This window comes from Micromonospora sp. CNZ285 (assembly GCF_004637285.1).
Window position 1 is genome coordinate 1,553,054 of sequence record NZ_SPQD01000001.1, and the last position, 17,941, is coordinate 1,570,994.

Consider the following 17,941-nt stretch of genomic DNA (forward strand, 5'->3'; position numbering starts at 1 on the left):
CCCCACCCTAACCTCGGGTGGGGCCTGACACCGGGATCAGCGCAGCACCAGCAGGTCCAGCGCGTCGATCACCGGGCCGCTGTGCACATGCGCTGCCTCGCGCAACCGCCGGACGCCGGCGGCGTACTCCGCATCGGTGATCAGCTGAAGCGGCGTGTGCGCCTCCCGGCGCAGGCCGGCCGCCGCGTCCCGCAGCGACGGCGCGGTGACCTGCGGGACCTGCTCGACCGCCGCGGTGGCAAAGCCGGCGGCGGCGAAGGCGGCCTCGACGTCGGCGATGCCGGAATACGTGTCCAGCACGCGAACGGCCTCGGGGAAGTAGTCGAACAGCGTGATCGCCTCGTGCCGTCCGGCGAACGCGGACCGGATGAGCACCGGGGCGCCGGGCCGCAGCACCCGGCGCAGTTCCCGCGCCGCGGCGGCCAGGTCGGGCACGTGGTGGATGACCGTGGACAGCCACGCGCCGTCGACGCTGCGGTCGGCGAGCGGGATGTGCCCGGCGTCGCCGGCCACGAGCGGCGTGAACGCGCACCGGGCGCGCATCGCCGCCGAAGGCTCGACGGCGACCACCTCGACGCCGGGGAACCAGTCGGTGAACGCCCGCGCCCATCTGCCGGTCCCGGCGCCCAGGTCGAGCAGTCGCGTACCCGGGCGCGGGGTGAGGTGCCGGGCGACGGCGGCCCGCCAGGCCGTGAGACCGTCGTCGGTGAGGTGCCGGGTCGCGGCGAACGCCTCGGCGGCGGCGTCGTGGTATGCGATGCGGGCCATGCCGACAGCCAACTCCCCGGCGGGTCGACGGGCAAGCACTGTGGCGCGCGACGCAGGTCGGGCGGGGGATCAGTGGATGAGGCTCGCGTGCCAGTCCCGCAGGAACGCCTCGGCCAGCGCTCGCGCCCGGGGACGTACGTCGAAGCTCTCCCCGACCCGGCGGCGGGCCATGTGCGACAGGCCGTCGGCGGCCTCGTTGAGCGGGTGTCCGCTGTGCGCCTTGACGTGCTGGAAGGACAGGTCCGGCCGTCGGCTCACCTGGTCGGCGAGACGTACCAGCGTCGGCCGGTCGGACCAGCGGCGCCGGCGCAGGCTGTACCCGGCCGGCATGTCCGCCACCGCGCCGGACTGCCAGCGGTGCAACCACCGCAGCGCGGAGAGGCTGTCCACCAGCACCGTCATCGCCGGAGGCGGCTCGTCGTACGCGGTGAGCAGGAAGTCCACCGCCCGCAACTCGTTGATCAGCACACGGGACGCGCCGGTCGGGTCCAGGCGGCCCGTGCCCCGGCTGCGCAGGCCGTACCGGCCGTCGCTCACCACGTACCCGATGCCACCGGCGCGGCCCTTCCAGCTCGCGTCGGTCGCGGCGACGACCGGCGCGGACGCCGCCGCCCACCGCTGGACCTGCCCACGTCCCCGTTCCGGCTCGGGGCGTGGCCGGCAGTCGGTGCCGTGCTCCTCGGCGAGGCGGGTGGCGTTGTCCAGGAGCTGCCCGGCCGAGGCGAGCTGGTCGTAGTGCGCCGCGGTCAGGGCGAGGGTGACCGCGTCGCCGATGCGCTGGCACTGCGGGCAGGTGGTACGGAAGACGTAGCGGCGCAGCGGCAGCGCGCGGTCGTACAGGGGTGCGGGGAGCAGGCTCAGGGCGTGGCGGAACTCGTCGGGTCGCATGGTGCCTCCTGACGGGCGGGGGAGGGCGGACGGTCAGGCCGGTGCGACGGTCCAGTTGCCGTCGGCGGTGATCTGCACGAGCGCGGGCGTGGTGAGCGGGCGGACGCCGGAGTACGCGCCGATCTCGTTGACGAGCAGGCCGCCCTCGCCGTCGTCCAGCGAGTACGCGTGGACGACGAAGTTCGACGACCCTCGCCGGTGGGTGATCCGCACGGCGGTGGCGTCGCCGCCGAGCAGCAGCACGTCGTCGCCCTTACCGGACGCCTTTCCGGTCTCCGCCGTGGTGGCCAGCTGCGCGACGGTGCCGATGGTCAGCGTCCATGAGCCGCTGGCCTCGATCTCGAACTGCGTGGTCAGCGAGCCGTCCTCCAGGTTGATCCACCGCTTGCCGGTGTACGAGCCGATCTCGTTGACGAGCAACCCGTCGCCGTCGCTGGTGAGGACGGTGTTGCTGCTGCACCGGCAGGTGAACTTGACGACCGCGAGGTCGGTCAGGTCGGGGATGCGTACCACGTCGTCGCCGCGTCCCTTCACGACCTTCGGCTTCGGGCTGGGCGACGGCGCCGGCGGCTCGGTGGTGGCCGGCGCGGCCGAGGTGGGCGCGGCGGTGGTCGGGGCCGCCGTGGTCGGCGCGGCGGACGGGGACGCCGAGGTGGGGGCGGTGCTGCGCTGAGCCGCCGTGACCGCGGTGACCGGCTGCGGCTCGTCGTCCTCGGTGAGCGCGCCGGCCAGGACGACGCCGCTGATCGCGAGCGCCAGCACGACGCCGCCAGCGACGAGGGGACGGGCGCGTGCGGGGCGGTTCGCTGCGGCGGGCGGGTTCGGCATCGTCGCGTCGCCGGTCCGCTCGGGCGGCGCGGGCTGGGTCGGGTCGGACATCGCGGTTCCTCTCGGTCGGGGTGCGGGGCGGGGGTGGGGCCCGCCCCGCAGCGGTGGCAGGTCAGCCCAGCGAGACGGTCACGCCGCCGGAGAACGGCGAGTCGTGCAGCTCCAGGCGGGCGAGCTTGACGTCCTTCGGGATGTCGAAGACGACCACGCCGGTGACCTGGTTGCCGGGGTTGATGTCGTTGAGGAACGTCTCGGCGTTCTTGTTGGCGTAGATGGCGGCCGAACCGTCGGCGGAGTACTCGGTGCCGTTGGCGGCGTACGCCTTCTGGCTGCTGCCGTCGAACATCTGCGACTCCTTGCCGATGTTCTTCACGTTGAGCGTGACCAGGCAGAACTGGCCCTGCGCCTTGGCGCCGAACGTCGACGTGCCGACCTTGCTGACGCCGCACTTGGCGGACTTGACGGTGAACTCGAACTTGCCGTCGCGGGCCGGCTGGCCGATCTTCGCGGTCTTCGGCTTGTCGTCGCTCTTACCGGCGTCCGCCTTGCCGCCGTCGGTGTCTCCGGCCGTCGCCTCGGTGCCGGATTCCGCCTTGCTGCCGGTCGTGTCCTCGGTGGTGCCGGCACCGCAGCCCAGGGCGACGAGGGCGCCGGCGATCAGGGCGAGCGTGGTGGTCTTGCGCATCGTTAACCTCCTGCTGTGAACGTGGCGGCGTCAATAAGAGCATCATCTGTGAACGCTGTCAACAAGCATGATGCTTGACAGATGTGACACACTCCGAACGTGCAGGAGACACCGACAATCACCGCAGCGGAGATCGCCCGGCTCGCCGGTGTCGGCCGGGCCGCCGTCAGCAACTGGCGCAAACGACACGGGGACTTCCCCGAGCCGGTCGGCGGCAGCGCCACCAGCCCCGAGTTCGACCTCGCCCAGGTCGAGCGCTGGCTGCACGCCCAGGGCAAACTCCCGGAACTCGCCACCGCCGACCGGCTCTGGCGGCACCTCGCCTCGGCCGGCGCCTCACCGGCCGCCGGGCTCGCCGCCGTCGGCGCCCGGCTGCTGGCCCGGCAACGCGGCCAACGCCCCACCCGCCCGGCGGACCCGCAGCTGAAGGCCCTGGCGCCGGACATCGACGTGCTCGCCGACGAACTCGGTCCACAGGGCGCCTTCGACGCGCTCTGGCAACGCTTCTCCGCCCCCGGACCGGCTCGCCCGCACGCCACCCCCGACGACATCGCCGACCTGATGGCCGGGCTCGCCGCCGTCGCCGGCGGCTCCGTCCTCGACCCCGCCGCCGGCACCGGTGCCACACTGCGCGCCGCCGTCCGCGCTGGCTGCACCTCCGCGTACGGGCAGGAGATCGACCCCGACCTCGCCCGGCTGGCCGGGCTGTGGCTGGCTCTGCGCGACGTATCAGGGGAGGTGACCACCGGCGACTCGCTGCGCGCCGACGACTACCAGGGACGCACGTTCGACGCCGTCGTCTGCCATCCGCCGTTCGGCGCCAGTAACTGGGGCGACGAGGAACTCGTCCACGATCCCCGCTGGATAGTCGGCACCACCCCGCGTACCGAACCGGAACTCGCCTGGGTTCAGCACGCGCTGGCCCACCTGCGCCCCGGCGGCCACGCCGTGCTCCTCATGCCCCCCGCCGTGGCCGGCCGCCGGCCCGGCCGCCGCATCCGAGCCGAACTGCTGCGTCGCGGCGTGCTACGCGCCGTCATCGCGCTGCCGCCGGGGGCGGCCGCGCCGCACGGCGTACCCCTGCACCTGTGGGTGCTGCGCCGCCCACCGGCCGACGCGCCCCCACCGGCGCGGACGCTGCTCGTCGACGCCGCCACCGGCGACCACACCCGCATCCTCGACACCTGGCGGTTCTTCGCCAACGACGGCGAGATCGACGAGCCCGGCTACGCCCGCGCCGTCCCGGTCATCGAACTGCTCGACGAGGAGATCGACCTCACCCCCGCACGTCGCCAGCCCGCCGTCGCGGGCGAGGAGACAGGCGAACATCTGGTACGCACACGCGAGCGCCTCGCCGCCGTCGTCGCCGATCTGCCCACGCTGATGCCGCAGGTCACGCCCGCGGCCGACGGGAGTCATGGGGAGTTCCTGACGGTCGGCGAACTGATTCGGGCCGGCGCGTTGCAGCTCCTCGGGCCGATCCGGGGTGCTTCCGGCGACGACGGTGAGCTTGCCGGTGACGGTCGGCCGGTGCTGACCGTGCCGGACGTGCTCGGCGGTGGCGAGCCCTCGGGCCGCGACGACGGGCGACTCGGGCAGGAGATCGTCCTAACGACCGGGGACGTGGTGGTGCCGATGATCGCGCGGCAGCTCACCGCACGGGTGGTGACGGCAGAGGGCGCCCTTTTGGGGCGCAACCTGTATCTGTTGCGGCCCAATCCCGCCGCGTTGGATTCGTGGTTCCTGGCGGGGCAGTTGCGGACGTCGGCGAACGAGCGGCAGGCGTCGAGCTTGTCGGGGACGCTGCGGTTCGACGTGCGGCGGGCGCAGGTGCGGCGGGTGTCGCGGGAGGAGCAGGAAGGGTACGGGGAGGCGTTCCGGCGGCTGCACGCGTTCGAGTCGGCGCTGCGGCAGGCGGCGACGCTTGGGGCGGAACTGGTGCAGCTCACTGCCGACGGGCTGGCCCGTGGCGCGGTCTGCCCCACGGATGGGCCAGGGTGATTCCCCGGCGGACATTCCTTCCGTCAGATATCCGACGCGGGGGCGGCGCTTCGGTGACAGATGCGGAAGCCTGCGGGCCGGTGGCCCGCCGTGCATCCTCCGCCTGAGACGACACGCTGACGCTCGGTTGATCGTTTCGGCCGAGTAGGCGACTACAACGATGCAGGACGGCAGTGATACTGCTTGTCTTAAGGCAATCGAAAGGAAACTGGTGAGCACCAAGCACCAAGAGTTGGCCAACTTCATCTGGTCCGTGGCCGACCTGCTCCGCGGCGACTACAAGCAGTCCGAGTACGGACGAGTGATCCTGCCGTTGACAGTGTTGCGACGGCTGGACTGCGTGCTGGAGCCGACGAAGGACGCGGTGCTTGCCCGGCACCAGCAGCTCAAGGACGCCGGCGTGCAAAACATGGACCCGGTGCTGCGGAGGGCAGCCGGGCTGTCGTTCTACAACACCAGCGAGATGTCGTTCCGCAAGCTGCTCGGCGACCAGGACCACGTGGCGCTCAACCTGCGCGCCTACATCGGCGGCTTCTCTCCGGGCGCTGTCGACGTGCTGGACAAGTACGGCTTCGACGCCCAGATCAGCCGCCTCGCCGAGGCCGGGCTGCTCTACCAGGTGGTCGCGAAGTTCGCCGACATCGACCTGCACCCGGACGTGGTGTCCAACCACCAGATGGGCTACGTCTTCGAGGAGTTGATCCGCCGCTTCTCGGAAATCAGCAACGAGACCGCCGGTGAGCACTTCACCCCGCGCGAGGTCATCCGGCTGATGGTCAACCTGCTGCTGGCTCCTGATGAGGACGACCTCGTCACCCCCGGCATCGTGCGGAAGATCTACGACCCGGCCTGCGGCACCGGCGGCATGCTCACCGAGGCGCAGGAGCACATCCAGGCCCACAACCCGCACGCCACCGTCGAGGTCTACGGTCAGGAGCTCAACGGCGAGACGTACGCGATCTGCCGCTCCGACATGATGCTCAAGGGCGGCGACCCGACGAAGATCGCCTTCGGGAACTCGTTCAACCAGGACGGCCACGAGGGCGAACGATTCGACTACATGCTCGCCAACCCGCCGTTCGGCGTGGAGTGGAAGAAGGTCGAGAAGTTCGTCAAGGACGAGGCGGCCCGCGGTCACGCCGGCCGGTTCGGCGCCGGGCTGCCCCGGATCAACGACGGCTCGCTGCTCTTCCTCCAGCACATGATCTCGAAGATGAAGCGCCCCGAGGACGGCGGCAGCCGCCTCGCCATCGTCTTCAACGGCTCGCCGCTGTTCACCGGCGCCGCCGGGTCGGGGGAGTCAGAGATCCGCCGCTGGATCCTGGAGAACGACCTCCTCGAAGGTATCGTCGCCCTGCCGGACCAGCTCTTCTACAACACGGGCATCTCCACCTACTTCTGGATCCTCACCAACCGGAAGGACTCGGCCCGCGCGCGCAAGGTCGTGCTCATCGACGGCCGGGACTACTGGACGAAGATGCGCAAGAGCCTCGGCGACAAGCGCAAGATGCTTACCGACGAGCACATCGCCGACCTGACCCGGGCATACGTGAACGCGCTGGCTATCGCGGACGATGCGGAGCACCCGCAGCACGCAAAGGTGAAGGTCTTCAAGACCACCGACTTCGGCTACCAGCGGATCACCGTCGAGCGTCCGCTGCGGCTGCGCTTCGAGGTCACCGAGGAGACGGTTGCGCTGCTCGCGGAGGCGAAGGCGGTGCTCAAGTACGCGGAGCGGGAGTCGCTGCTGGCGGCGGCGAAGTCGCTGATCGGGACGGCGTCAGCGACGCGTGCCGAGTTCGCGATGAAGCTGAACGGGCTGGGCAAGCTGCCGGCGGCGGTGGAGAAGGCGGTGTGGGAGGCGTTCTCGGTCAGCGACCCGGAAGGCGAAATGCAGACGGACCGCAAGGGCAAACCGCTGCCGGACGCGGACCTGCGCGACAACGAGAATGTGCCGCTGGAGGAGGACGTCTACGACTACCTCAAGCGCGAGGTACTGCCGCACGTTCCCGATGCATGGATCGATGAGACCAAGGCCAAGATTGGTTACGAGATCTCCTTCACCCGCCACTTCTACGTCTATCAGCCACCGAGACCACTGGCAGAAATCGACGCCGAGATTAGGGCGCTGGAATCTCAGATCCAAGCGCTGCTCAGCAAGGTGACGGTATGATTTGGAAAGATGCAACTCTACGTGCTGTGGCAGAGGTTGCGCTCGGTCGTCAGCGCGCCCCGCAGCATGCGGCAGGGCCGAATATGGTTCCGTACTTGAGGGCCGCCAACGTCAAGGACGGCAAGCTCCAACTCGATGACGTGCTGCAGATGAACTACACGCCAAGCGAGCAGGAAATCTTCAAACTTCGTCCGGGCGATGTGCTAGTCACTGAAGGTAGTGGCAGCCGTTCGGTGGTGGGATCATCGGCAGTGTGGCGGGGCGAGATTAGTGGAACGATCTGCTTCCAGAATACACTCCTTAGGATCCGGCCGAGGTTAGGCATTGCGGACGGCGGTTTCTTGGCATGGTGGGCGCGAGCGGCGCGTGCCTCTGGCGTGTTCGCATCGATTGCGGGTGGTGCAAACATCTATCATCTAGGAGCGGAGAGAGTTCGACAGCTCTCCCTGCGGCTGCCTCCACTTGAAGAGCAGAGGCGGATTGCGCATTTCCTCGATATAGAGTTGGGGAAACTTTCCAAGTTGAGGGAAGCTAGGCTTCGATCTCGCGAGCTGCTTAGGGAGCGAATCGAGGCGGTGTCCGCTGAGGCATTCGCGACCTCGGGGATGCCGCGAACGATACGCCTTCGCATACTGGCGGAAAAACTCACTGTGGGTATCGTAGTCCAGCCCGCTGCCCTCTATAGCGATCACGGGCTCCCCTTTCTTCGTGGCCAAAATCTGGCGGCTGGGTGCATTAATGATCGCGATTTGAAATACATCTCGTCGACAGATAACTTACTGAACAAGAAGTCAATCCTCCGTTCAGGTGATGTCCTTGTTTCTCGTGTCGGGCTGACGGGCCAAGCGGCGGTTGTTCCTGGGTGGGCAGTTGGTGGCAATTGTGTGGGAATGCTGATCGTTCGGCCGGGGTCGTCGTGCCTGCCAAAGTTTGTAGAGTTAGCAATCAACTCGAAGCCTTCGCAAGAACAACTTCGCCTGCTGTCAGGTGGCTCTGTGCAGGAAGTGTTGAACACGTCTGCTCTGGCGCAACTCTCGATCCCTAAGCTGTCCCTCATTGAGCAGGAAGCCGTCGTGGCGAAGGTCCTGGAGAACACTCTGCCAATTAAGGATGCGTTGCGAGTCATCGATGCTCAGTTGGCGGCCCTTCATGAGAAGGGGCAAGCATTGATGGTAGCGGCGGTTACGGGGCAGATTGACGTGACGACAGCAGGTCTGGACGTATGAGCGGCGTTCATCAGGAGCACTTATTGGAAGCGGCTATCGGGGCGGGTGTGCAGGCCTCTGGGTGGTTGCTCGGGACGGCCAGCAACTACGACCGCCAGTTCGGACTCGACACTGCCGACGTGTTCGCCTTCATCGGCGCAACCCAACCTGACGAATGGGCCAAGCTGCTGGCGTACCACGGGAACAACCCGGACTTGGCGCAGCGGCAGTTCGCCCAACATCTCGCCAAGCAGATCGACGAGCGCGGCCCCCTGGACGTCCTCCGTCGAGGCGTCAAGGACAAGGGCGTCCTTATCCGTCTCGCCTACTTCAAGCCCGCCCACGCCATCACCGACGACGCGCTCAAGCTCTACCGCGCCAACCGCCTCACCGTCACTCGCCAGCTCGCGTACTCGACCAGCAACAACAACACCCTCGACCTGGTCCTGTTCGTCAACGGCATTCCCCTCGCCACGGCCGAGTTGAAGAACCCGCTCACCGGCCAGACCGTCGAGGACGCCAAGGAGCAGTACCGCAAGACCCGTGACCCGAAGGAACTGATCTTCGCGCGCCGTACCCTCGTGCACTTCGCGGTCGACCCCGACCTGGTCTTCGTCACGACGAAGCTCGCGGGGGAGAAGACCCGGTTCCTGCCGTTCAACACCGGGTCGAACGGGCCCGGCGTGTCCGGTGGGGCAGGTAACCCGCCGGCCACGGACAAGGGTTACCGCAGCTCCTACCTGTGGGAGCAGATCTGGCACCCCGACGTGTTCATGGACCTGGTCCGGCGGTTCCTGCACTACGACAAGGAATCCAAGGCGCTGATCTTCCCGCGCTATCACCAGTGGCACGCGGTCACCCAGCTCACCGACCACGCGGCCCGCCACGGGTCGGGCCACAACTACCTGGTCATGCACTCGGCCGGGTCCGGTAAGTCGAACACCATCGCCTGGCTGGCGCACCGGCTGTCCAGCCTGCACACCGCGCCGAACGTCGCCAAGGACGGGCTGCGCCCCAACGAGCCGGTCTTCGACAAGGTCATCATCATCACCGACCGGGTCGTCCTCGACCGGCAGTTGCAGGACACTGTGTTCCAGTTCGAGCACGTGCCCGGCGTGGTGCAGCGGATCGACAAGGACTCCGCGCAGCTCGCCGCCGCGCTTCAAGGTGAGACGGCCAAGGTCGTCATCACCACGATGCAGAAGTTCCCCTACGTGCTCAACCAGGTGCAGGGCCTCAAGGGCAAGCGGTTCGCGGTCATCGTCGACGAGGCGCACTCGTCACAGTCCGGCGACTCGGCCGCCGCGCTGAAGAAGGTGCTGCTCAAACTCGGCAGCGACGACGTCGACGAGTCGGGCGACCTGCTCACGGCGTCGGCGCTGGCCCGAGGCAGGCACGAGACGCTGTCGTACTTCGCGTTCACCGCGACCCCGAAGCCGAAGACGCTCGAACTGTTCGGCACGCCGCACCCGGTCACCGGTAACCCGCACCCGTTCCACACCTACTCCATGCGGCAGGCCATCGACGAGGGATTCATCCTCGACGTGCTGCGCAACTACCTCACCTACAAGTCGTACTGGAAGCTCGCCAACGCCAACCCCGACGACCCGGAGGTCGACCCGAAGAAGGCCGGCGCCCAGCTCGCCCGCTTCGCCAGCCTGCACCCCACCATGCAGGCGCAGAAGGCGGAGATCATCGTCGAGCACTTCCGCAAGCACACCGCGCCGCGCCTCGGCGGGCGCGCCAAGGCCATGGTGGTCACCGGCTCCCGCGAGGCCGCCGTCCGTCTGCACACCGCCATCAAGAAGTACGTCGAGATGCAGGGCTACGTCGGCTGTGACTCGCTGGTGGCGTTCTCCGGTGACCTGGAGGTCGACGGCGTCGAGCACACCGAAGCGCGGATCAACGGCTTCGGCGAGGGCGAACTGCCCGGCAAGTTCGCCTACACCGCCGCTGACGACAAGCACGCCGGCACGCCGAAGGCCAAGCAGCACACCGAGTACAAGATCCTGGTTGTCGCCGAGAAGTACCAGACCGGCTTCGACCAGCCGCTGCTCACCACGATGTACGTCGACAAGCTGCTCAAGAACGTCGCCGCGGTGCAGACCCTGTCGCGGCTCAACCGCACCCACCCGCTCAAGAGCCAGGGTGACGTGTTCGTTCTCGATTTCGTCAACGAGGCCGGCGACATCGCCGAGCAGTTCAAGCCGTACTTCGAAACCGCCGCCACCACGCCCACCGACCCGAACCTGCTCTACACGGCGCAGAACACGGTTACGGGCTACCCGGTCCTCGTCGACTCGGAGATGCAGGCGTACGCCGAAGCGCTGCTGGAGGCGGAGCGGAAGGCGACCACGGAGACCGGTCTCCAGCGGGCCCACGCCGCCCTCTACCGCTTCACCGAGCCGGCCGTCCAGCGCTTCAACGCCCTGGCCGCCGACGACCCGGAGGCCGCGGACGGCTTCCGGTCCGCGCTGCGCGACTACACCCGGATGTACGCGTTCCTCAGCCAGGTGGTGCCCTACCACGACGAGGAACTGGAGCGGCTCTACCTGTACGGGCGCGCGCTGCTCAACCGGCTCCCGCGCCGGCAGGACCCGTCCGTCGACATCGGTGAGGTGCAGCTGACCCACCTGCGGGTCAGCAAGACCGGTGAGCACGACGCCTCGCTGTCCCCCGAGGGGGAACAGATGCTGCCCGGCTTCGTCGGCGGTGGTGTCGGCTCGCAACACGACCCGGAGAAGGTCGCGCTCTCGGAGCTGATCGACGTGTTCAACGACCGGTTCGGTATCGGCCTGGGCGAGGCGGACAAGGTGTGGGTCGAGCAGCAGATCGTCGCCCTGGCCGAGGACGGCACGCTGGAAGCCGCCGCGCTCGTCAACGACGAGAGCAACTTCGGCGTCGTCTGCGACAAGCGGATCGAGGACGTCATCCTGTCCCGCCACGACGACAACGGCAAGCTGATGCAGCGCTACCTCGACGACGAGAGCCTGCGCTCGCAGCTCAACCAGTTCGCACGCCGGCAGGCGTACCAGATGATCCGCCGCCGCAAGGGCATCGCCTGAGCCTTCGCACCTCGCCGAGAGGAGGACGGTTGTCCCCGTCCGAGCCCACCTTCCACCTCTGGATCGCGGTGGACGAGTCCCGGGTCATGACCGCGCTCACCCCGCTGAAAGTGACCCGCTCGCCACGTCGGCACGAGTGGGGCAGCATCACCGACCTGCGGGCGGTCCCGACCGCCCCGGAGCCGTCCAAGCTTCCTGGCGTCGTCGTGCTCTGCACCGTCGCGGTGCTCATCTCCGTCGTGCTCTGCTCCGCGGGCGCGCCACTGCTGGTCATTCTGTTTCTGGTCGCACTCCTGCTGTGCCTCGGGCTCGCCGGCATCACGGCGACGAAGCCGCCACCTCAGATCGAGGCGCCCGACCAGGCGGCCTTTCCGGCCCTGCACCACACCCTGACCGAGGCCGAGGACCGGGAAGACTTCCTCGACCTGGTGGAGTTGGCGGTGCGAGCCGGCCGAGCGCTGCCCGAGGTGGACCGTGTGATGGACGCCGCGGAGGGCGGGCAGATCCTGGCCCAGGCACTCTGGGAGGCGAGCGATGTGCTCAGCCGCCGGCAGCAGTTGCGTACTCAGATAGGGCGCCGGCAGCCCGGCCCGGCGGGGGATTCGACGAGCAGCGTGGGGAAGGCGCTGACCGAACAGCGGCAGCGCGTGACAACGCTGTGGGACGAGACGGAGTCGGAACTGACCCGGGTGCGTAACGCGCTCGAACTCGCTGCCGTGGCGGCCGAGAACGCGGCGCACGATCCCGGTGCGGACGACGCGGTCCGGGAGGCTTATCAGGAGTTGCTCGACATCTATGGGGAGCGGTACTAGCCGACGACTCGTTGGTGTCGTCTGACAGGGCTGCCGGGGGAGACGGATGCACGCGCAGGAACGAGTCGCGGATCGATACGAACTGACGTATCCGATCGGTCACGGCGGTATGGGGGAGGTGTGGGCGGGTTTCGACGAGAAGCTGGACCGGCCCGTCGCCATCAAGTTCCTGCGTAAGATCGCCATGTCCGACAGTGAGCGCGACACCGCCATCGAGCGGTTCATCCGCGAGGCGCGCGTCACCGCCCGCCTCGACCACCCTGGCGTGCCGAGCGTCCACGACGTCGGTCACCACGGCGACGACCTCTACCTCGTCATGCAACTCGTGCCCGGTGTGCTTCTCTCCGAGCTGATCGCCGAGCGCGGCTGGCTCGCCGTGCCGTGGGCCGCCGCGATCGGCGCGCAGATCTGTTCGGTCCTCGCTGCTGCGCACGCCGCCTCCCTCGTCCATAGGGACCTCAAGCCGCAGAACGTCATGGTCACCCCGGCCGGCGCGGTGAAGGTGCTCGACTTCGGCGTCGCGGCGCTCCTGGGGGCCGACGTACCGCGGCTTACCGCCACCGGCAGTACCCTCGGCACACCCACCTACATGGCCCCGGAGCAGGCGCTCAACAGCGCGGTCGGTCCTCGCGCCGACCTGTACGCGCTCGGCTGTGTCCTGTTCGAACTGCTCACCGGCAACCCGCCGTACCGGGCCGACAATCCGCTCGGCATGTTGCACCGGCATATGAACGACCCGGTGCCGTCGGTGGTCGAGCACCGCGCCGGAGTGCCGGACGCCCTCGGGCAACTCGTCTTCGGGTTGCTCGCAAAGGACCCTCAGCACCGTCCCGGTTCGGCCGCCGAGGTGTACGAGATCCTGGCCCCGTTCGGCGCCGTCGAGCCAGAGCGGGCCGCGGACCTGGCGATGGCGGTAGCCGGTGGGCAGCGGGTCGACCCCACCATGCCGTACCGGTATCCGTTCGGCCCGCTTCCGCCCCGGACGCCGCTGCCATCCACGCGTGTCGACATCGCGCGGCCTCGCACCGCGGTGGAAGTCGTCGAGCCGCCGTCGCTCGACGAGTTGGCCGAGGTGGAGGAGCGCGCGTGGGCGCTTGCCGAGGAGGAGCGGTTCACCCAGGCAGCCGAACTGATCGAGACGGCCATTCGGCCGCTGAGAAAGGGGCATGGAGCCAAGCAACCGCGGATCTTGGAGCTGCGGCTCAACCTCGCCAACCTCCACGTTCTCGCCGGGGCTTTCCGGCAGGCACTGCCGGAGTTTCAACAGCTCATCGTTGACCTTGCCCAGCGGCCCGTCCCGGATCAGGAGCTGATCTGGCAGTGCCGGCAGCAGGCGGCGGTCTGCCAGGCAGAGCTGGGTGAGGCGACCGCAGCCCTGGCGGAACTGAGAGATCTGTTGGCCGAGGAACAGCAGGCGATGGGACCAGACGAAGCCGGCTTGTTCCCGCTACGTCAGCAGGTTGCGATGCTCGCCGCCAGCGTCGGCGACTTCACTCAGGCCCGGCTCGGACTGCAGAACCTGTGGCGGGACATCAGTCGGTTGCACGGATCCGGCTCCGCCTCCGCCTCCGAGGTGGAGGCGTTGTTGACCCACTTGGACCGGCTGGAAGACGCTGCCCTGAGGGCTGATCGGAGGGAGTAGTTCAATGCGCAAGATCACGGTCGAGCTCGATGTCGATGCAGGCCAGTACGCCGACATCGTCAACGCAATCTGGCTGCAGATGGTGGCGATCGGGTGCGACTTCGCTGTAGTACCGGACGGTCGGGCTGTGTCCGATGAACTCGACGAACGCTGGGACACCTACAGCAAGGTGTCATGGAAGAGCGGCGGTAGGAGGGGAACGCCACAGGAGGTCGCAGCGAAGACTCAAGGCTCAGGTGTTCCCAAGCGGGGCTGACGATGGCAAGGGGCACGGCTGGGATGGTGGCGCCTGGCAGACGATCGACGTGTCGAGATGAAGTTCTGCAGGCAGCGAAGGACCTGGCTGCGCGGAGTTCCGACGGGACGTTCACACCCGAGGAGGTCGTTCGGCTGCTGCTCGCGAGAGGTACCGCTTATGCGGAGAACACGGTTCGCACGCATGTGATCTCTCGCATGTGCGTCAATGCTCCGGGGCACCACGCGCGCCGGTACGCGGATCTTGTACGGGATCAGAGAGGGCGTTACCGGCTCGCTCGACCTGGTGAACTGGGGACCGAGTGAACCTTCCCGATATTCAGGACGAAAGCAGACCAAGTCTCGGCACTGAAGGTCAGAACGGGCCCAAGAGCGTCCTTGGAGTCTCGTACGGCGACGGTATCGGGGAGGTCGGTCGATACCTCGACGCAGTCGCCACCGTTGTCGCCGCTACGGGTGCTCTTGCGCCAACGAGCGCCGGTCAGATCAGTCATGCCGCATCTCCCCGATGATCCTCTTGATCATGTCCCTCGATTCTGCCTCACCCAATGCGAGAGCATCTACGCCCTTCCAGGTGTTCTCGTAGGCTGCCAGCTCGTCGGGCTTGTCCAGGTAGAGGGCGCCGGTCAGGGACTCGCTGTAGACGACAGAGGGCTCAGGCGCTGCTCGTCCGCCTTTCGTGGCGGGAAAGTCGAGGATGACGAAGGACCCGGCCACCGCACCGGGATGCGGCCCGGCGGCCAGCGGCACCACGCGCACCGACACGTTCGGCAGCTCGGCGGTTCCTAGCAGGTGGCTGAGCTGGTCGACCATGACAGACACACCACCAACCGGCCGCCGGAGCACTGCCTCCGAGAGGACGGCCTCCAGTCGCGGGGGCGTTGGAAGGCGGCGGGTCAGCAGGGCTTGTCGCTGCATGCGCACCTCGACCGCCCGTTCCCGCTCCTCCATGCTCAGCCGGCTGCCCGGATGGAAGAGCCCGAGCGCGTACTCCCGAGTTTGAAGCAGCCCGGGGATCAACGATTCGTCGTAGCGACGAAGATGGGCAGCGGCGGACTCCAGGCCGACGTACAGCTCGAACCAGCTCGGTACCGCGTCCCCGTACGCGTGCCACCACCCCTTCGACTTCGTCTCCGCCGCCAACCCCCGCATTGCGTCGGTCATCTCCGCGGACACGCCGTACAACTCGCACATCGCCTTGACGTCCAGCACCCGCACCGACCCGAGGCCGCACTCGATGCGCCAGATCTTCTGTCGGCTGTACTCCAGCGCCTCCGCCGCGGCGTCGAGGGTCACGCCGGCCTCGTTGCGGAACTGGCGCAGCAGACGGCCGAGCTGTCGGCGCGGCACGGTCGAACCGATGTCTTCTGCCATCCGGGCACTCCCTGGTTCCATCCGGCAACAACGAGTGACATTGCTCTGCAACGTTTACTCGTTCCTACGAAATAAGTCAATGCACAACGTGGAAAGTCGCGCTTGGAACGTTGCGCATCCACTGCGCACTGTCACAGGATGACTACCGGCACGATGGCCTGGCGATCTCTGCGGCCGGCCGCTGTGCCTGTCGATCGGTGATCCGTTGAGTAGCCCTGGTGCCGTACCGCTGAACGGAGCTGCGGTATCAGGGCGGGGTGGGCCCGCCAGCGCGGGACGGGCAGGCAGGCCCACCCCTTCCACGACAAGGAGGACAGGCTGATGAGCGCCCGTAACGATCGACCGGGGCGGGGCAGCGGAGCGAACGCGTACCCCTCACTGCTGCCGTGGCAGGTGCGCGAGCGCCGCTTCCCGCCCGCCCGGTTCGGGCGCCGCGGCCTCGACCCCGATGCGGTGTACGCCTACCTCGGCCGGGTCGCCGGCGACATGGCCTCGCTGCACGCCGAGATCACCAGGCACCGCCAGGAGACCCTGCGGATCAAGGTGGCGCTCCGCCGCTGGCAGTCCGAGCAGGCGCGGCAGGCGAACGGCGAGCGTCGGTGACCGCGCGCTGGGTCATCCACCTGCCGGTGACCGCTGCCGACCTGCCCGCCGCACAGCGCCTGGCCCGCGTCGTGGCACGGTGGACCGGGGTGCTGCCACAGGCCGACCCGGGGGAGACAACCGTGTCGGCCGAGGACGACCAGAACGTACGCCATCAGGTCTTCTGCGACCTGCTCGTGCCCGGCGGCCGGCGGTGCCTGCTCCGCGCCGATCACGACGGCCCCTGCTCCCGCCGCGTCCATCGCTGACGCCGCTCGCCGTTGCCGAATCGTCGGCTGCTCGGCCTCGGCGCCGCAGATCCGTCAGCCCGCAGGCAGTTGCGTCAGACGCCGTAGAGATCACTGGCTCGGCTAACGTGCTCAGCAGGGGAGGTGGTCGCGTTGATGCAAGGGGACGCCCGGTTCAAGAAGGAACGCCACAAGGTGCCGAAACGGGCGCCGCGACAAGTCAGCGGCAAGGGCGCTCCACCGTCCAGCGCCACGGTGAAGCGTGAATACACGGTCCGACGCGGCCCCTGGGAAACCCCGGCGATGCGGGCCGGCGACGGCAGGAGGCCCGTATGGCTGTGGCTACAGGATGAGGAGGTCCACGCCTCCCTCGTCCCGGTGGACGGCACGCCGCCGTGTCGGCTGAGCCCCGCAGACGTCGCCCGACTCCTGCTCGCCGACCCGTCTCGGGCGATGCCGGCTATCCGTGCGCTGACCGGCGTCGCCGACGATGAGAAGGCGTTGGATTGCCTCCGGGGTTGGCGTCAGGCCGGCCGGATCGCGGCCAAGCTCAACGCCTCGGACCTGTCGGGCCGGCGGGTGGTGGAGGCGATGCGGAAGCCCGACCGGAGCGACCCGGACGGCAGCATAGGTACGGTGTCGGGCGGCCTTCCGAGCATCAACAAACGCCGCCGGTGACACGTGGGGCAGCTCATCTCCACTACCGCCCCCAATTCCGCGGCCCACGCGGACACCGATCATCTTCGATTGAGGGTCAGCATCGCGAGCGTGCGCCACGTAGGGTGGGCTTCGGACGTCTCCCCGTAACCGGAGTGCATCTTGAGCCTCAAGTACTACCTCTACCTGTCGCATCTCAAGATCGGGCTCCTCGCGGCACAGGTCGCCTCCTCCGCCCAGCACGAGTCCGAGCTCGCCGTGGACCTCAAGGTCGTCCGCTACAGCCGCAAGGCGGTCCTGCCCGAGCGCCACGACCTCGACAAGCTGGAGAAGGTGATCCGGCACCTGCAGGACGCCGACCAGATCGGCGCCGCGGATGAGGAGCGCCCCTACGTCCAGGCCTGCCTGGAGATGCGTTGGCAGGTGTTCCCGACCGCCGGCATCGTGGTCTTCGCGGGGACGCTCGACGACCAGGTCGTCGTCCTCGGCGGGTCGGCGTCACACGTGGTCGGTGGCGGTGATGCCGAACCGGTCGGATCGGTCCCGCCGTACCTGTTCCGCAAGCTTCAGGAACTGCGAGCCGACCCGGGCGAGTTCGACGACGAGCGCTTCCACGAGTCGTTGGCGCAGATCGGGGCCGCCCTGCCGGGGCCGGCGCAACGGGTCGAGTTCGTCGCGAAGCGGCTGGCCGAGAAGCCGGGCCCGAACGGCGTGCTGCTGGGCAGTCCGATCTACGTGGCGCTCGTCGACTAGGGCCT

General features: G+C 68.4%; 18 protein-coding genes. 12 read left to right on the forward strand and 6 right to left on the reverse strand.

What is annotated here, in order from left to right; genetic code table 11:
* Positions 1–36: 36 nt before the first annotated feature.
* From CLT75_RS07055 to CLT75_RS07070, 4 genes are all read right to left on the reverse strand, one after another.
* The gene (locus tag CLT75_RS07055; protein WP_135240043.1) at positions 37–768 is read right to left on the reverse strand and encodes a methyltransferase domain-containing protein; all 732 of its coding nucleotides are present in this window, start codon (positions 766–768) and stop codon (positions 37–39) included.
* Between the two features lie 69 nt (positions 769–837).
* The gene (locus CLT75_RS07060; RefSeq protein ID WP_135240044.1) at positions 838–1,656 is read right to left on the reverse strand and encodes an RNase H family protein; all 819 of its coding nucleotides are present in this window, start codon (positions 1,654–1,656) and stop codon (positions 838–840) included.
* 33 nt (positions 1,657–1,689) lie between these two features.
* Positions 1,690–2,535, reverse strand: a complete 846-nt coding sequence (locus tag CLT75_RS32565) for a hypothetical protein (RefSeq protein WP_167796889.1) — start codon at positions 2,533–2,535, stop codon at positions 1,690–1,692.
* Between the two features lie 61 nt (positions 2,536–2,596).
* Positions 2,597–3,169, reverse strand: a complete 573-nt coding sequence (locus CLT75_RS07070; RefSeq protein WP_135240045.1) for a DUF4352 domain-containing protein — start codon at positions 3,167–3,169, stop codon at positions 2,597–2,599.
* A 99-nt stretch (positions 3,170–3,268) separates the two neighbouring features.
* Here CLT75_RS07070 and CLT75_RS07075 point away from each other — a divergent pair, with 99 nt between their 5' ends.
* The 8 genes from CLT75_RS07075 to CLT75_RS33065 all read left to right on the forward strand — a co-directional run bounded on the left by CLT75_RS07075 (position 3,269) and on the right by CLT75_RS33065 (position 14,628).
* On the forward strand, positions 3,269–5,170 hold the full coding sequence (locus CLT75_RS07075) for an N-6 DNA methylase (protein WP_209310283.1): 1,902 nt from the start codon (positions 3,269–3,271) through the stop codon (positions 5,168–5,170).
* Between the two features lie 211 nt (positions 5,171–5,381).
* Positions 5,382–7,343: an HsdM family class I SAM-dependent methyltransferase gene (locus tag CLT75_RS07080; RefSeq protein WP_486485079.1), complete on the forward strand. Its 1,962-nt coding sequence runs from the start codon at positions 5,382–5,384 to the stop codon at positions 7,341–7,343.
* 95 nt (positions 7,344–7,438) lie between these two features.
* On the forward strand, positions 7,439–8,569 hold the full coding sequence (locus tag CLT75_RS07085) for a restriction endonuclease subunit S domain-containing protein (RefSeq protein WP_135240046.1): 1,131 nt from the start codon (positions 7,439–7,441) through the stop codon (positions 8,567–8,569).
* 47 nt (positions 8,570–8,616) lie between these two features.
* Entirely contained in the window at positions 8,617–11,613 is a 2,997-nt protein-coding gene (locus tag CLT75_RS07090; RefSeq protein ID WP_486485080.1) for a type I restriction endonuclease subunit R, read from the forward strand.
* A gap of 29 nt (positions 11,614–11,642) precedes the next feature.
* Positions 11,643–12,425 carry a hypothetical protein gene (locus CLT75_RS07095; RefSeq protein WP_135240048.1) on the forward strand — a complete coding sequence of 261 codons (783 nt, stop codon included), beginning with the start codon at positions 11,643–11,645 and terminating at the stop codon, positions 12,423–12,425.
* Between the two features lie 46 nt (positions 12,426–12,471).
* Positions 12,472–14,067, forward strand: a complete 1,596-nt coding sequence (locus CLT75_RS07100; RefSeq protein ID WP_135240049.1) for a serine/threonine-protein kinase — start codon at positions 12,472–12,474, stop codon at positions 14,065–14,067.
* Positions 14,068–14,071: 4 nt separating this feature from the next.
* On the forward strand, positions 14,072–14,323 hold the full coding sequence (locus tag CLT75_RS07105; RefSeq protein ID WP_135240050.1) for a hypothetical protein: 252 nt from the start codon (positions 14,072–14,074) through the stop codon (positions 14,321–14,323).
* A gap of 23 nt (positions 14,324–14,346) precedes the next feature.
* Entirely contained in the window at positions 14,347–14,628 is a 282-nt protein-coding gene (locus CLT75_RS33065; RefSeq protein ID WP_135240051.1) for a DUF7669 domain-containing protein, read from the forward strand.
* Here CLT75_RS33065 and CLT75_RS07115 read toward each other — a convergent pair.
* Positions 14,589–14,816 carry a DUF397 domain-containing protein gene (locus CLT75_RS07115; protein ID WP_084213096.1) on the reverse strand — a complete coding sequence of 76 codons (228 nt, stop codon included), beginning with the start codon at positions 14,814–14,816 and terminating at the stop codon, positions 14,589–14,591. The genes CLT75_RS33065 and CLT75_RS07115 overlap by 40 nt on opposite strands.
* A complete protein-coding gene (locus tag CLT75_RS07120; RefSeq protein WP_135240052.1) occupies positions 14,809–15,696 on the reverse strand; it encodes a Scr1 family TA system antitoxin-like transcriptional regulator in 888 nt (295 codons plus the stop codon). The genes CLT75_RS07115 and CLT75_RS07120 overlap by 8 nt, the downstream gene beginning before the upstream one ends.
* A 321-nt stretch (positions 15,697–16,017) precedes the next feature.
* Between CLT75_RS07120 and CLT75_RS07125 the strand changes: the two genes are divergently transcribed.
* The 4 genes from CLT75_RS07125 to CLT75_RS07140 all read left to right on the forward strand — a co-directional run bounded on the left by CLT75_RS07125 (position 16,018) and on the right by CLT75_RS07140 (position 17,936).
* Positions 16,018–16,299 (forward strand): DivIVA domain-containing protein, encoded by a 282-nt coding sequence (locus CLT75_RS07125; RefSeq protein ID WP_135240053.1) that lies wholly within the window; start codon positions 16,018–16,020, stop codon positions 16,297–16,299.
* Positions 16,296–16,547, forward strand: coding sequence for a hypothetical protein (locus CLT75_RS07130; RefSeq protein ID WP_135240054.1), 252 nt, complete (start codon positions 16,296–16,298; stop codon positions 16,545–16,547). The genes CLT75_RS07125 and CLT75_RS07130 overlap by 4 nt, the downstream gene beginning before the upstream one ends.
* 123 nt (positions 16,548–16,670) lie before the next feature.
* Positions 16,671–17,204, forward strand: a complete 534-nt coding sequence (locus CLT75_RS07135; protein WP_486485081.1) for a hypothetical protein — start codon at positions 16,671–16,673, stop codon at positions 17,202–17,204.
* Between the two features lie 141 nt (positions 17,205–17,345).
* Complete coding sequence (locus tag CLT75_RS07140; RefSeq protein WP_135240055.1) at positions 17,346–17,936, forward strand: DUF7019 family protein; 591 nt, start codon at positions 17,346–17,348, stop codon at positions 17,934–17,936.
* Positions 17,937–17,941: the final 5 nt, after the last annotated feature.